Annotated in this window: 15 protein-coding genes; 12 read left to right on the top strand and 3 right to left on the bottom strand. The window is 66.9% G+C overall.

What is annotated here, in order from left to right; all coding sequences use genetic code 11:
• Positions 1 to 244 precede the first annotated feature (244 nt).
• Positions 245 to 829 carry a copper resistance protein gene (locus tag BQ8420_RS05990; RefSeq protein WP_087096807.1) on the bottom strand — a complete coding sequence of 195 codons (585 nt, stop codon included), beginning with the start codon at positions 827 to 829 and terminating at the stop codon, positions 245 to 247.
• 130 nt (positions 830 to 959) lie between these two features.
• Complete coding sequence (locus tag BQ8420_RS05985; RefSeq protein WP_087096812.1) at positions 960 to 1,223, bottom strand: WhiB family transcriptional regulator; 264 nt, start codon at positions 1,221 to 1,223, stop codon at positions 960 to 962.
• Positions 1,224 to 2,016: 793 nt separating this feature from the next.
• Here BQ8420_RS05985 and ectA point away from each other — a divergent pair.
• The 12 genes from ectA to BQ8420_RS05925 all read left to right on the top strand — a co-directional run bounded on the left by ectA (position 2,017) and on the right by BQ8420_RS05925 (position 13,489).
• The gene (gene ectA, locus BQ8420_RS05980) at positions 2,017 to 2,526 is read left to right on the top strand and encodes a diaminobutyrate acetyltransferase (RefSeq protein ID WP_087096811.1); all 510 of its coding nucleotides are present in this window, start codon (positions 2,017 to 2,019) and stop codon (positions 2,524 to 2,526) included.
• Between the two features lie 93 nt (positions 2,527 to 2,619).
• Positions 2,620 to 3,888, top strand: coding sequence for a diaminobutyrate--2-oxoglutarate transaminase (gene ectB, locus BQ8420_RS05975; RefSeq protein ID WP_087096806.1), 1,269 nt, complete (start codon positions 2,620 to 2,622; stop codon positions 3,886 to 3,888).
• A gap of 146 nt (positions 3,889 to 4,034) precedes the next feature.
• Positions 4,035 to 4,424 carry an ectoine synthase gene (locus BQ8420_RS05970; protein ID WP_087096805.1) on the top strand — a complete coding sequence of 130 codons (390 nt, stop codon included), beginning with the start codon at positions 4,035 to 4,037 and terminating at the stop codon, positions 4,422 to 4,424.
• Between the two features lie 478 nt (positions 4,425 to 4,902).
• Positions 4,903 to 5,757 carry an ectoine/hydroxyectoine ABC transporter substrate-binding protein EhuB gene (gene ehuB / locus BQ8420_RS05965; protein WP_087096804.1) on the top strand — a complete coding sequence of 285 codons (855 nt, stop codon included), beginning with the start codon at positions 4,903 to 4,905 and terminating at the stop codon, positions 5,755 to 5,757.
• A 15-nt stretch (positions 5,758 to 5,772) separates the two neighbouring features.
• Positions 5,773 to 6,501, top strand: coding sequence for an ectoine/hydroxyectoine ABC transporter permease subunit EhuC (gene ehuC, locus BQ8420_RS05960; RefSeq protein WP_200815823.1), 729 nt, complete (start codon positions 5,773 to 5,775; stop codon positions 6,499 to 6,501).
• A 2-nt stretch (positions 6,502 to 6,503) separates the two neighbouring features.
• Positions 6,504 to 7,139, top strand: coding sequence for an ectoine/hydroxyectoine ABC transporter permease subunit EhuD (gene ehuD, locus BQ8420_RS05955; RefSeq protein WP_087096810.1), 636 nt, complete (start codon positions 6,504 to 6,506; stop codon positions 7,137 to 7,139).
• The gene (gene ehuA / locus BQ8420_RS05950) at positions 7,126 to 7,968 is read left to right on the top strand and encodes an ectoine/hydroxyectoine ABC transporter ATP-binding protein EhuA (RefSeq protein WP_087096802.1); all 843 of its coding nucleotides are present in this window, start codon (positions 7,126 to 7,128) and stop codon (positions 7,966 to 7,968) included. Before ehuD ends, ehuA begins: the two co-directional genes overlap by 14 nt.
• A gap of 187 nt (positions 7,969 to 8,155) precedes the next feature.
• The gene (locus tag BQ8420_RS05945; protein ID WP_200815820.1) at positions 8,156 to 9,091 is read left to right on the top strand and encodes a CPBP family intramembrane glutamic endopeptidase; all 936 of its coding nucleotides are present in this window, start codon (positions 8,156 to 8,158) and stop codon (positions 9,089 to 9,091) included.
• A gap of 77 nt (positions 9,092 to 9,168) precedes the next feature.
• Entirely contained in the window at positions 9,169 to 11,265 is a 2,097-nt protein-coding gene (locus tag BQ8420_RS05940; protein ID WP_087096801.1) for an RNA degradosome polyphosphate kinase, read from the top strand.
• A complete protein-coding gene (locus BQ8420_RS05935; RefSeq protein ID WP_087096800.1) occupies positions 11,262 to 12,140 on the top strand; it encodes an NUDIX hydrolase in 879 nt (292 codons plus the stop codon). The genes BQ8420_RS05940 and BQ8420_RS05935 overlap by 4 nt, the downstream gene beginning before the upstream one ends.
• A gap of 56 nt (positions 12,141 to 12,196) precedes the next feature.
• A complete protein-coding gene (locus BQ8420_RS05930) occupies positions 12,197 to 12,634 on the top strand; it encodes an SRPBCC family protein (RefSeq protein ID WP_087096799.1) in 438 nt (145 codons plus the stop codon).
• Between the two features lie 165 nt (positions 12,635 to 12,799).
• Positions 12,800 to 13,489, top strand: coding sequence for a M50 family metallopeptidase (locus BQ8420_RS05925; protein WP_087096798.1), 690 nt, complete (start codon positions 12,800 to 12,802; stop codon positions 13,487 to 13,489).
• 56 nt (positions 13,490 to 13,545) lie between these two features.
• Here BQ8420_RS05925 and BQ8420_RS05920 read toward each other — a convergent pair whose 3' ends face one another.
• On the bottom strand, positions 13,546 to 13,899 hold the full coding sequence (locus BQ8420_RS05920; RefSeq protein ID WP_087096797.1) for an STAS domain-containing protein: 354 nt from the start codon (positions 13,897 to 13,899) through the stop codon (positions 13,546 to 13,548).
• Positions 13,900 to 14,246: the final 347 nt, after the last annotated feature.

The following is a 14,246-nucleotide window of genomic DNA, read 5'->3' as shown; positions in this document are numbered from 1 at the left end:
GGGGATCGCCTCCTGGGTGGTGCCGCCCTCCGGGGCGGTGGGGGTGCGCACGTCGTGGGCGTGGGCGGGGGTGGGGGCCAACAGCAGGGCCACCGCGGCGAGGGGGGTGATCAGGGCGGCGGTACGTGTTCTCGACATGGGTCTTCTCTCTCGGGCCGTTCGGGTGTGGTTCGCGCCCGGCGGCACGGTCTACCGTGCGCGTCCGGGCTCTCGGGGTTGCCCCGTGACGTCGAGTACCGGGGTACTACGACGGCAGGAGGAGGGGCGCGGGCGAACCGGGAGGCCCGCGGGGCCCGTGCGCGGTGGGCGCGGGTGGAGAGGGTGCGGTGGGCAGGGGCGCGGAGTGCGCCCGCCCGGGTGCGCCGAACGGGAGTCCGTGGACGCGTAGGGGCCGTGGCAGGGCCCGGGAGACGGCGGTGCTGAGGAACCACAGCGCGGACTCGCCGTGCGCGAGCAGCGCGGCGGCGAGCAGGGCGGCCCACAGGTGTGCGAACAACATGCCCGGCGTGAGGCCGAGTGTGTGGGTGAGCAGCCCGTGACCGCCGTGGTCGGCGCCCACGGAATGGAGCTCGGGGCCCGCCGTCATCTGGAGGAGCAGGTGCAGGGCGACCTGGACGAGGGCCATGGCGGCGAAGACGTCGCCGAAGCCCCGCATGATCCTGGTGAAATGCCACAGGAGTCCGGTCAGGAGCGCCGTGGCCAGGAGGAAGCCTCCGACCCCGGCGGGTGTGTCCGACCAGAGGTTGTGGCCGCCCCAGGCAAGCCCTGTGCACGCGCCGGCGAGGAGCGCCGTACGCGTGAGTCGAAGGGTGCCGTGAGCGGGTCGCACGATTACCGAACCTAAGCCGTGCCCCCTAGGGCCGCAAGACCCACGGGGGCGGGAGGAGCCGGCCGGACACAGGGAAGCCGCCGAGCGCTCGGTGCGCCCGGCGGCCCCGCCTGTCTCCTGGGAACAGTACCTAGCCGGCCGGTACGAGTTCGCGGCGCATGTAGCGACGTTCCTCGGGGGTGGTTCCACCCCAGACTCCGTGCGCCTCTCCGGCGCGAAGAGCCCACCGCAGGCATTCCGGGCGAACAGTACAACTGCGGCAGACGGCGAGGGCCTGTTCCGTGTCGACGCGACCGATCCCGGTGCTGCTCACCGGAAAGAAGATCTCAGGGTCGTACGAGCGGCAGTTGCCCTGCTCGACCCAGTCCTCACTGTCGTGATACAGGCGGTTCACGGGCGCCTCCGATCCCTGGACGTTGGTCCCCATCGCGTTTGTGGTCGCGATGAGGTGAGCGAAGTTCGTCGTCGCGCGGCCGACCAGAGGCTCTTGACCTCGGCAGGCTGCGGCGAAGCGTTGCGACCAATTGTAGTACTACATGAGGTCGTACTACACAGAGTCTGCTCCAAAATCCGTGAATGATCAAGGACGTTCGTCCGTACCAGGGGCCTTGTGCCCACGCCGGCGTCAAGCGAGTGGGGCGAGCCGGGCAGGAGATGACAATCGGCGTGTCGCCCGTGTGGCGGGGGATTCCGCCTGCGTACAACGGGTAGCGAGAAGTCAGGCGCATGCCGTGTGAGGTGCGACGCAGGGCCCCGCGGGCGTTATGTCGCGAGCTTCCCACCGAATTGATGTGACTTAACGCACGCTTAAAATTGCTTCCCCAGGCTCTATGTTTGACCCCGAGGCCTGTCAGCGGCCCGCTGAGAGGCGGGGGTTCACCCCGGGGGAGCCGGGACCTTCACGGGGGCCGAACCCCCTGTTGAACAAGGCATGACCAGGGTGTTCGGCCATGTTCGAACCTCACCCGAAAGCACAGGTCAGGTCGACTATGCGCTGCTAAATAGACAAGCCATACCCGTTCTCGATCTCTCCAAACATCTGCGCGGAATCTCGCTGAAACATCTTTGAACTTCGTTCGCTAAATTCGGTCGACGTGCCACAACAACGAACGAACCTCCAAGCACGCGACCGAAACGACGACGGGGCCAAAGGCCACCGGACCGCCGAGGACGCGGGCCACGAGGGCGTGCGTCTGACGCACCCCTCCCCGGAGGACGGGCCGCACATGTGGCGGTTGGCCGGCGAGACGGGGATGGACGTGAACTCCCCGTACGCCTACACGCTGTGGTGCCGGGACTTCGCCGCGACCAGCGTCGTGGCCAGGGACACCGACGGCCGGGTGGCGGCCTACGTCACCGGTTACGTCCGTCCCGACAGCCCGGACACCTACTTCCTCTGGCAGGTCGCCGTCGACTCCGCGTACCGCGGACAGCGGCTGGCCCGCCGGATGCTCGACTTCATCGGCGACACGTTCGCCGATCAGGGTGTGCAGTACCTCGAAGCGACCGTCACCCCGGACAACGCCGCCTCTCGTGCCCTATTTGCGTCATTTGCCCGCAATTGGGGTACTGAGGACGTGTGGAGTCCCCTCTTCACCGAAGAGCACTTCCCGTCCGGCGGCGACGAGCCCCACGAACCCGAGGACCTCGTACGTATCGGCCCCATCGGGTCCACGAGCGACAACACCGACGTCTGACCGTCCGCACCGGATCGAACGCGATCCTGTCCCACACCCCTCGTCTAAGCCATGAGCCCACGAAGTTGGGGAAAGGAACCAAGGAACATCACGATGGAGACCTTCCAGCGCCTCGAATCCGAAGTCCGCGGATACTGCCGTAACTGGCCGGTCGTCTTCGACAAGGCGGTCGGAGCTCACGTATACGACGAGAGTGGCAAGCCCTACCTGGACTTCTTCGCCGGAGCCGGCTCGCTCAACTACGGGCACAACAACCCGGAGCTGAAGAAGCCGCTCATCGACTACCTCATGGACGACCGCATCGTCCACAGCCTCGACGCGTACAGCGTGGCGAAACGGGAGTTCCTCAAAACCTTCGAGGACGTCATCCTCAAACCCAAGGGACTGGACTACAAGGTCCAGTTCCCCGGCCCCGCCGGAAACAACGCGGTCGAGGCCGCTCTGAAGCTGGCGCGTAAGTACACCGGTCGCCAGACCATCATCAACTTCACCAACGGCTTCCACGGCATGACCCTGGGCGCCTTGGCCGTCACCGGTAACTCCATGAAGCGCGGCGGCGCCGGCGTCCCGCTGGACCACGTGGCGACCATGCCGTTCGACAACTACCTCGACGGCAAGACCCCGGACTTCCTGTGGCTGCGCACCCTGCTCGACGACAGCGGCAGCGGCCTGGACGCCCCGGCCGCCGTGATCGTGGAGTCCATCCAGGGTGAGGGCGGCATCAACGCCGCCAGCGCCGACTGGCTGCGTGGACTGTCCGCCCTGTGCAAGGAATACGGCATCCTGCTGATCCTGGACGACATCCAGATGGGCTGTGGCCGTACCGGAGAGTTCTTCAGCTTCGAAGAGGCCGGCATCGTCCCGGACATCGTCACCCTGTCCAAGTCCATCAGCGGCTACGGCCTGCCGATGGCGCTCACGCTGTTCAAGCGCGAGCTGGACGTGTGGGAGCCCGGGGAGCACAACGGCACCTTCCGTGGCTTCAACCCGGCCATGGTCACCGGTACCGAGGCCCTGCGCCGCTACTGGAGCGACGATTCCTTCGCCCAGGAGACCCTGGCCAAGGGCGCCATGGTCGAGGCCCGCCTGTCCGAGATGGCCGCCGAGCACGCCGAGTTCGGCGCGCACGTCCGCGGTCGCGGTCTGGCCCGCGGTCTGGCCTTCGACGCCGAGGACGGCATCGCCAAGAAGGTCGCAGCCGAGTCCTTCGAGCGTGGCCTGCTCCTGGAGACCTCCGGTCCCGAGGACGAGGTCGCCAAGCTCCTGCCGCCGCTGACCATGACGGAGGAGGAGCTCACCTCCGGCCTGGACATCATGGCCGACGCCGCTCGGGCCGCCGTCAAGGGCGCCAAGGCGGCCTAGGTCCTTCGTATCCGGCCTGAACGGCCGGTGGACCGACCACCGAGATACCACGGGGCCGGTCGACGTTTCCCGACGGGGACGTTGGCCGGCCCCGTACCGTGTAACCAGCGCATATTCACGCGCATCAGAACGTTAAGGAGCCCCAAGTGATCGTTCGCAGCATGGACGAGGTCAACGACACCGACGCCGACATCAAGACCGAGAACTGGCGCAGTCGTCGGATCGTCCTGGCCAAGGAGAAGGTCGGCTTCTCCTTCCACGAGACCGTGCTGTACGCGGGTACCGAGTCGACGTTCTGGTACGCCAACCACATCGAGCTCGTGCACTGCATCGAGGGCGAGGCCGAGCTGACCAACGAGGAGACCGGCGAGAAGCACATCATCACGCCGGGCACCCTCTACCTGCTCAACGGCCACGAGAAGCACACGGTCCGTCCCAAGACCGACTTCCGGGTGCTGTGCGTGTTCAACCCGCCCGTGACCGGGCGTGAGGTCCACGACGAGAACGGCGTCTACCCGGTGGTCGTGGAGGACTAGGAGGCGGGCGCCCGAGCGGCGTCGCCACAAGACCTCGTCGATGGGCGGGGGCCGGATTCGGCCCCCGCCCATCGCGTTTCTTGGGTAGGAAGCCCAGGGTGACGGGCATAAGGACCCATAGTCACCCCTTACAGGTGACCGGCTTGACCGGGCCTTACGGTCCGGTGGCCCGACGATGCACAACTCATAACCAGTGCATAACGGACTAAACATGTTCAGTTACTGCAGGGCTGGTCAGGGGAGAAGAGACTCCGTACCAGCGCCGTTCTCCCGTGTACCCGGCTGACGGTCTGGGTCGCGGGCAGGACCCGCGGCAGCAGCCACTTGAGGCGATCCACCATCCGAATGTGCGGTGTCTCCGCCCTGTCCTTCGGCGGAGACTCCGCTCTCGAACCTTCGAGGAGCAGTCGTGAAGAATCAGGGACCAGCGCGTGGGCGGGGAACCTGGGGCCGCCGAGACGCATTCCGTCTGGGAGGGGTGGGGCTCGCGACGGCCGGCCTCGCGGCGTGCAGCCGGGTCGATGACGGCGGCGGCGGTGACGGCGAAGGCGAGGGGTCGCTCCTGGAACGTCTTCGCGAGCAGGGCTTCGTCGCGGTCGGCCTCGCCAACGAGATCCCCTTCGGTTTCGTCGACGACGCCGGTGACCCGGCGGGCCAGTCGCCCGCCGTGGCCCAGGCCGTCTTCGAGGAACTGGGTGTTCCCGAGATCCAGGCCTCCCCGGTCAACTGGGACGGTCTCATCCCCGGTCTGAACGCCAACCGCTTCGACGTCCTCGCGGCCGGTGTGTTCATCACCCCCGAACGATGCGAGCAGGTCGCGTTCACCGAACCGACCGCCACCTCCCCGGAGGCCTTCATGGTCGCCGCGGGCAACCCCGAGAACATCCAGCACTTCGAGGACTTCGCCGACAACCCGGACCTCAAGCTCGCCGTGCTGAACGGATCGGTCGAGCAGACCTACGCCGAGTACTTCGGGGTCCCTGAAGGCCAGATGGAGCTCATCGGTAACCAGACCGCCGGTTATGAGCTCCTGGAGAACGGTCGTGTGGACGCCGTCTCCATGCTGAGCGTGTCCCACCACTACCTGATCCAGGAACGCGGCGGCGACTTCGACGTCAGCGAGCCCTTCTTCCCCGTCATGGACGGGAATGAGGAGAAGGGCTGGGGCGGTCTGTGTGTGCGCCAGGACGAGACCGAACTGCTGGAGGAGATCAACCGCGTCATCGCCGAGTTCACCGAGAGCGGTCGCCTGCTCGAGCTCGGTGAGGAGTGGGGCTTCACCGAGGACGACCTGCCGGACGGTACGAGCACCTCCGAGCTCTGCGGGGGCTGATCCCTCTTGGAACAGATCAACTTCCTGATCGAACGGTTGCCCAGGTTCCTCGACGGAGCCTGGGTCACCGTTCAACTCACCATCGGCGGCGCCGCCCTGGCGTTCGTCCTCGCCATGGTCTTCGGAATCATGGGTTCGGTGGGGCATTGGCTTCCGCGGGCCGTCTCCACGATCTACGTGGAGGTATTCCGCGGGATCGCGGCCCTGGTGCTGATGTTCTGGATGGCGTACGCGCTGCCCATCGCCACCGGCTTCCAGCTGGAGGACCGGTTCGCGGCCATCCTGGCCTTGGGCCTGAACGTCGGCGCCTACGGCGCGGAGGTCGTGCGTTCGTCGATCAACGCGGTCGCCAAGTCGCAGATCGAGGCGACCGTCGCACTGAACTTCAGCTGGTTCCAGCGGATGCGCCTGGTCGTGGTCCCACAGGCGTGGGCCCAGATGCTGCCGACCTTCGGCAACCTGGTCATCGAGTTGATGAAGGCCACGGCCGTGGCCTACCTCATCGGTGTCGCCGACCTGGCCGCCGTCGCGCAGCAACTGCGCGAGGCCACGGGTGAGACGGTCGTCGCCTACAGCGGCGCGCTCATTCTCTACTACCTGATCGCGCAGGTGCTCATCCTCGGTATGCGACTGCTCGAACGTCGTGCCAACCGGAAGCTCGGGCGGATACCGTCCGGCGGACAGGGGCTCCTCTCCCTGCTGCGTGCTCCCACGATCGGGACCAAGGTGGGGGTGGCCAAGTGAACATCTGGGATTTCGAGTGGACCTTCGAGGTCCTGCCCGACCTTCTCGGCGGCCTGTGGACGACCGTCCAGATCACGGTCGTCGCCTACCTGATGGCCCTTGTCCTGGGCCTGGTCATCTCGATGGCGCGGCGAGTTCCGATCTTCGGATCGATCCTGCACTTCGTCATGGAGTTCATCCGTACGACGCCGCTGGTCATGCAGCTGGTGTTCGTCTTCCTTCTGGCGCCCTCGACGGTCTCCGGCATGACCGTGGGCGTCCTGGTCCTCGGCGTGCACTACTCGGCCTACACCGCCGAGGTGTACCGGTCGGGGATCGAGGGGGTCGCCAAGGGCCAGTGGGAGGCGGCACGGGCACTCAGCCTGCCCGCCCACCGGACCTGGGGCGCGATCGTCCTTCCACAAGCGATCCGAAAGGTCATCCCCGCACTGGGGAACTACCTCATCGCCATGTTCAAGGACACCCCGCTGCTGTTCGCCATCGGTGTGGCAGAGCTGCTCACCGAAGCCCAGCGGGTCGGCAGCGCCGACTTCCGTATGGTCGAGGCGTTCACGCTGGTCGGGTTCCTGTTCCTGGTCGTGAGCATCCCCTCCGCGATTCTGATCCGACGACTGGAGAAGCGATATGTCGCCGTCTGATACCCCAGAGAACACGACGGCACCGGGTGTCGATGGCGACGCTGCCGGCCACGCCGCGAACAATCTGATCGTCTTCGATCAGGTGGTCAAGCGTTTCGGTGACCTCACGGTCCTGGACCACCTCGACTTCGGGGTCGCTCCCGGTGAACGTGTCACGCTCATCGGGCCGAGCGGTTCGGGCAAGACCACCATCCTGCGTCTGCTGATGACGCTGGAGAAGGTCACCGAGGGCCACATCTGGGTCGATGGCGAGCCCTTCAGCCACATGAACAAGGGCTCCGGAATGGTCCCCGCGAGCGAGAACTACCTGCGGGCCAGGCGCAAGCGCATCGGCATGGTGTTCCAGCAGTTCAACCTGTTCCCCAACATGAGCGTTCGCAAGAACATCATGGAGGCGCCGGTCAACGTCCTCGGCCTCGGCAAGGACGAGGCGAGCCAGCGGGCGGAGGAACTCCTGGAGCTGGTGGGTCTGGGCGACAAGATCGACGCCCATCCGACCCAGCTGTCCGGTGGCCAGCAGCAGCGCGTGGCGATCGCCCGCGCGCTGGCGATGCGACCGGAGATCCTGCTCCTGGACGAGGTCACCTCGGCCCTGGACCCGGAACTGGTCGCCGGTGTGCTCGATGTGCTGCGCGAGGTGGCCGAGACCACCGACATCACGATGCTGTGCGTGACCCACGAGATGGGTTTCGCCCGCGACGTCTCGCACCGCGTCCTGATGTTCGACAAGGGTCAGATCGCCGAGGCGGGGCACCCGGATCAGATCTTCGGGGACCCCAAGGAGGAGCGGACCAAGTCCTTCCTCAAGTCGGTGTTGGAGAGCCAGTAGGGGCCTCATCGGCTTTGCGGGGCGCCGCTCCGGACCGTTACGACGGCCGGGGCGGCGCCCTTTTCCTGGTGGTCGCCGGTGTGCCCGCGCAGGTCATTCCCGGCAACGACATACCGTAGTCATTAAGTCGCTTTTAGTTTCCCCTGGGGCAGAATGAGTGTTCTGAGGTAGGGGGACTCTTGTGACCATGGTGCGAAGATGGGGGCTCACATGGACGATCGCGGTCGCGGTGGTCCTCGTCCTCGGGCCGCTTCTCGCGCATCCGGTCCTGCGGGACGACGTCTTCGATGACAAGTCCGTATTGTTCTTGATCGCCTGGGCGCCGATGCTGTTCGCCGGGCTCATGTCCTGGGCCCTGGTCTGGTCGTTGGGGCAACGGGAGCGATTGGACCAGCGGGTACGGGGCGCGATGGAGGGCCATCCGCTCAACCGGGAACTCGCCTGGCAGTTACTCCTCATCGTCTGCTTCGTGCTGTCGATGGTGCTGCTCTCCAGGGTCCTCGACATCTACGGCGAGGAGACCGGGACCGCCACGGACCTATCGATGTCGGTGTCCCTGGTGTCCCGGCTGCTGTTCCTCTTCGCGATTCCCCTGCTGATCATGGACCGCTCCGGTCTCACGTTGGACGGCAAAGGCACCTTCATGCCCGCGGTCGCGCTCAAGGTGAGAGAACCCTGGCGTTGGCTGGGGCTGATCCCGGTCGTCGGGGCGACGGTGGTGATCGGGTACCTGATCGTGCCCTACATCGGGCTGCCCGAGCCGTCGCTCACCCTGTACGCCATGCTGCTCGCCTTCGCCGTCATCGCGGTCTGCGAGGAGATCTTCTTCCGCGGGATGATGCAGACCCGGCTGGAGATCCTCTTGGGGCGCTGGGGCGGCATCATCGCCACATCCGTGGTGTTCGCGTCGACCTACGCGCTGATCCAGCCCTACGACGCGGTGTCCCAGCTCACCGGGACGGATCTGGTGCACGACACGGGCCTGTCCATGCTGACCTACGCCACCGCGAGCGTGCTCTACGGCTATCTGTGGACGTGCTATCGCAACACCTGGCTCAACGTCCTGTTGCGCATGGCGATATTCGTGCTCATCCTGCCGCCCGAACTGGACGTCGGCATCTGAATCGGTCATATGGGTACATATGGCCAATAAGGGTCTCATCGCGGTCATGGAAGAGGGGGGGTCCGTCACCTGTGAGCATGGAAACAGCGCCGGCGCCGGCGGAACCCGACACCACCGAACTTCCCCCCGACAGGTTCATGGACCGTGAGGAGGGATGGCTCCGCTTCAACCAGCGTGTTCTCGAACTCGCCGAGGACGAGGACCTCCCGCTGTTGGAACGGACACGGTTCCTCGCGATCTTCTCCGACAACCTCGACGAGTTCTTCATGGTCCGCGTCGCCGGGCTCAAACGACGCCTGGCCACCGGACTGCCGGTGGCGTCCCCCAGCGGTCACCATCCCAAGGACCTGTTGGAACGCGTCTCCCTGGTCACGCACGACCTCATGCTGCGACAGACCGCCTGCCTGGAGAAGAGCGTCGCCCCGGCCCTGGCGGAGGAGGGCATCGGCATCGTCCGCTGGAACGAACTGGACACCGCCGAACGCGAGTACCTGCACGGGCGCTTCCGCCGCTCCATCTATCCCCTGGTGACGCCCTTCGCCGTCGACTCGGCGCACCCGTTTCCCTACATCTCGGGGCGCTCGCTGAACCTGGCCGTCACCGTCCGCGACCCCGACGACGCCCGTCGCATGTTCGCCCGGATCAAGGTGCCCGGATCCCTGCCGCGCTTCATCGAACTCACCGCGAACGGCGGTGGTCGCTACGTGCCGGTCGAGGACATCATCGCCGCGCACCTGCCCCTGCTGTTCGAGGGCATGGAAGTGGTCGAACACCACGCCTTCCGCGTCACCCGCAACGCCGACCTGGAGGTCGACGAGGACGAGACCGACGACCTCGTCCATTCCCTGGAGAAGGAACTCCTGCGCCGCCGTTTCGGACCGCTCGTGCGACTGGAGGTGGAACAGACCATCAGCGACGAGGTCCTGACGATCCTCACCGACGAACTCGGCGCCGAGGAAGAGGAGATCTACCGAGTCCCCGGACCGCTCAACCTCGCAGGACTCTCCCAGATCGCCGACGCCGACCGCCCCGACCTGAGCTACCCGCCGATGGTCCCGGTCGAACCGTCGGCACTGACCTCCGGAGACCTGTTCGCCACCGTCCGCGAACGCGAGGTCCTCGTCCAGCACCCCTACGAGTCCTTCGCCACCACCACCGAACGTTTCCTCGCGCTGGCCGCCACCGACCCGAAGGTCGTGGCGATCAAACAGACCCTGTACCGCACCAGCGGGGACTCGCCCATCGTGGAGTCGCTCATCGAAGCGGCCCGCGAGGGCAAGGAGGTCGTGGTCCTGGTCGAGGTCAAGGCCCGCTTCGACGAGCAGAACAACCTCCAGTGGGCCCGCAAGCTGGAAGAGGCCGGCTGCCACGTGGTCTACGGGGTGATCGGTCTCAAGACCCACTGCAAGCTCTCCATGGTCATCCGACAGGACGACGACGGCCCGCTGCGCCGCTACTGCCACATAGGCACCGGCAACTACAACCCGAGCACCGCCCGTATCTACGAAGACCTGGGACTGTTCAGCGCCGCCGCGGAGGTCGGCGAGGACGTCAGCGACCTGTTCAACAGCCTCACCGGGTTCTCCCGCAAGAGGAACTACCGGAGGCTCGTGGTGGCGCCGTCCGGGATGCGTCCGGGCCTGCTCCGGCAGATCGACACCGAGATCGCCAACGCGGTCGAGGGTGAACCCGCGCGCATCCGCGTCAAGGTCAATTCGCTGGTGGACGAGGAGATCATCGACGCCCTCTACCGGGCCTCCCGGGCGGGGGTCGACGTGGACCTGTGGGTGCGCGGCAGTTGCGTCCTGCGCCCCGGGGTGCCGGGGTTGTCGGAGAACATCCGGGTCCGCAGCATCCTCGGCCGTTTCCTCGAACACTCCCGGGTATTCGTCTTCGCCAACGGGCGGCGACCCCGGGTGTGGATCGGCAGCGCCGATCTGATGCCGCGCAACCTGGACCGCCGTGTGGAGGCACTGGTGCGCGTCACCGACGCCGAACACTGCCGGCGCCTGGTCGGTCTGATGGACCTGGCGATGGCCGACACCACCTCCTCATGGCATCTGCGACCGGACGGGACGTGGGAGCGCGTCACCCACGACGAGGAGGGTGGTCGGCTGATCGACCTCCAGGAGACCCTCCTCGGTGATCGTCACCCGAGGAGGGTGGAAGCGTGAACCCGGGCACCGTCAGGGCCGCCGGCGCCGTCCTGTGGCGTGACGGTGAACGCGATCGTGAGGTCGTGCTCGTCCGTCGCCCCGAACGCGGCGACTGGACCCTGCCCCAGGGCGAGCTGAAGAACGGCGAGCACCCGATCATCGGTGCGGTCCGCGAGGTCGAGGAGGAGACCGGACTGCCCCCCGTGCTCGGCCGCCGGCTGCCGGCACGGCAGCACCTCAAGGACGGTCGGCCCCGGCGAGTGGAGTGGTGGGCGGCCACCTCGGAGCGCCTCCTGGAGGTCGAGGACGTCGAGTGGGTGCCCGTAGGGGAGGCTCGCGAACGTCTCACCCACGACCACGACGTCCAGGTGATCGACGACTTCCGGGCGGGACCGGCCGAGACCTTCCCGATCATCCTGCTGCGGCACCTGTCCGCGGGGGATAAGCGTTCCTGGCCCGGCAGCGACCTGCTGAGGCCGCTCGACGAGGTCGGACGGGCCGACGCCCTGGCCCTGCCACGGATGCTCAACGCCTACGGGAACCCGCGCGTGGTCTCCTCGGCGACGGCGCGCTGCACCGAGTCGCTGCTGCCGTACACGGTCGAGTGCGACGCGCCGATGCGTACCGAACGCGCCTTCACGGTGGGCCGGGGCGGCGGGGGATACGAGGTGGAGGAGGCCGGGGAGGGGTTCGCGCGCATCCTCGACGAGGGGCTTCCCACGGTGGTGTGCACCCACGGGGAGTTGATCCCGGAGCTGATCACCGAGGCGCTCACCCGGATGGGTGCGCCGTTGCCCCGACAACGGGGGTTGCGCAAGGGTTCGTTCTGGGTGCTGCACGTGTCCGTCGACGGTGCGTCGGCCGGGGTGGAACGCCACGACGTGCGGGGGTGACGGGTTCCTCCCCGGCCGAGGTCCACGTGATCCCGCGTCGGTGACATGATGCGTGCATGGCTGAACACATGGTGGCGCGGAGCGTCGTGGTCGATGCTCCGGCCAAGAGGATCTTCGATCTGCTCGCCGACCCCGCCCGGCACCCGGATCTGGACGGGTCAGGCACCGTGCGCGGTGCGGTCTTCGGCCCTGACCGACTGGAGTCGGGCTCGGAGTTCGGCATGGACATGCGGATGGCGGGGCTGCCCTACCGCATGACCAACCAGGTGGTGGAGTTCGAGGAGGACCGACTCATCGCCTGGAAGCACGCGGGGTCGCACCGCTGGCGCTACGAGCTGGAGGAGGTGGATCCGGGGCGGACCCGCGTCACGGAGACCTTCGACTACACGAGGGGGCAGACGCTCTTCTACGTCCTGTCCGGTGCTCCGGCCCGGAACGCGCGTGGGATCGAGGAGACCCTGGTGCGCCTCAAGCGGTTGGTCGAACAGGCTTGAGCGGGTCCCGTGGCCGTCTCGGCACCCCCTGAAATGACCTAAAGTTCGGCAAGGGCCCGCGAATCCCCTCGCCCCCCGGCCACCGAGGCGTCGGCAAGTGCGGGCTCTTTGACGACGGTCGATGTGGAAGTCGGGAGACCAGTGGGTGCAACGAGCTTCGGTGACGTGTGGCAGGACGTGTTGTCCGTCCAGCCCGACCCGGAACAGTGGATCATCGTCACGGCGGCCGCGATCGCCTTGGCGGCCGTACTGCTCGGTCCGCCCTGGCGGGTGGCGCGCAACGTCGTCACGATCGCGCACGAGGGCGGGCACGCCCTGGTGGCGCTGGTCAGCGGCCGTCAGCTGACCGGGATCCGCCTCCACTCCGATACCTCCGGGGTGACGGTCTCCCGAGGTAAGCCCACCGGCATCGGCATGATCTTCACGGTGTTCGCCGGCTACGTCGCGCCCACCGTCATCGGCCTTCTCGGCATCCTCATGCTGATGTCCGGCCGCATCACCGCGCTGCTGTGGCTGAGCATCGTCGTGCTCGCCGCCATGCTCCTGATGATCCGCAACCTCTACGGCGTGATCTCCATCGTCGTCACCGGCGCCGTGGTCTTCGGTGTCAGCTGGTTCACTCCGCACGAGGTCCAGGCGGCCTTCGCCTACCTGTTCATCTGGTTCCTGCTCTTCGCGGGTGTGCGTCCCGTCATCGAGCTGCAGCGCCAACGGATGCGTCAGCCCTCACCGCAGTCCGACGCCGACCAGCTCGCTCGCCTCACCGGTCTGCCCGGCACCCTGTGGGTGATGGTGTTCCTGCTGGTGAACCTCGCCGTCACCGCCCTGGGCGTGTGGATGCTCCTGTTCCCATAGCAAAGGGCCCCGCGGCGCGTTCGCGGGGCCTTCTCAGCGTCAAAGGTGCGCTCTCGTCAGGCGGTCTGTGGCGCGGCGAGCGCCTGCGAGACCGAGCCGAACACCGGGATGCGGGTGTCCAGGGACGTGATGCGCAGGGTCTGTAGGACCCGTGGTGGGGCGGCGGCGATCACCAGCAACGCCCGCTGCTCCTTGGCGAACTTGTGCGCACGGATGAGGACGCGCAGTCCGCTGGAGTCGATGAAACGCAGGTCGGTGCAGTCCAGCACGACGCGGCCGAACGGCTGAGTGGTCAGAGCCCCCGTGGTGGCGTCCTGGAAGTGCGCCTCGGTGGCCATGTCGATCTCCCCGTCCAGAATCAGGACGAGTCCGGACTGGTGGAGGGCGGAAGCGATGGTCAGGTCGGGCATTGCGACTCCGGCGTACTCGGGCCCGGCCCGATGGGTCGGCGAGGCGGACCACGGGTCGTCCCACCGGGGACGTGTGGTGACCGGTGCTTTGGTTGCGTTGCCGCGTGAGCCAAGCTGATGGTTCATCTAGTTCCTTGCGTGGTACCCCGGACCGGATGCCGGGGGAGGAAACGCCTTTCTCGCCAGGTTTGCTCAGAAAAGCACGGCACTCATGGAACGCCCGGGCCCGGCCCGAAAGTTCCTGGAGCGATGCTCGTCATCGGCCATGATGGATGATCGAGGGCTGTGCGGATCGGTGCTCGACGGACCCGGGTTCGGCGGGGTGCGTCGTGGACCGACGTCGATAC

The organism is Nocardiopsis sp. JB363 (assembly GCF_900143625.1).
Classification (GTDB): Bacteria; Actinomycetota; Actinomycetes; order Streptosporangiales; family Streptosporangiaceae; genus Nocardiopsis.
This window is presented reverse-complemented; position numbering and strand designations above follow the sequence as displayed.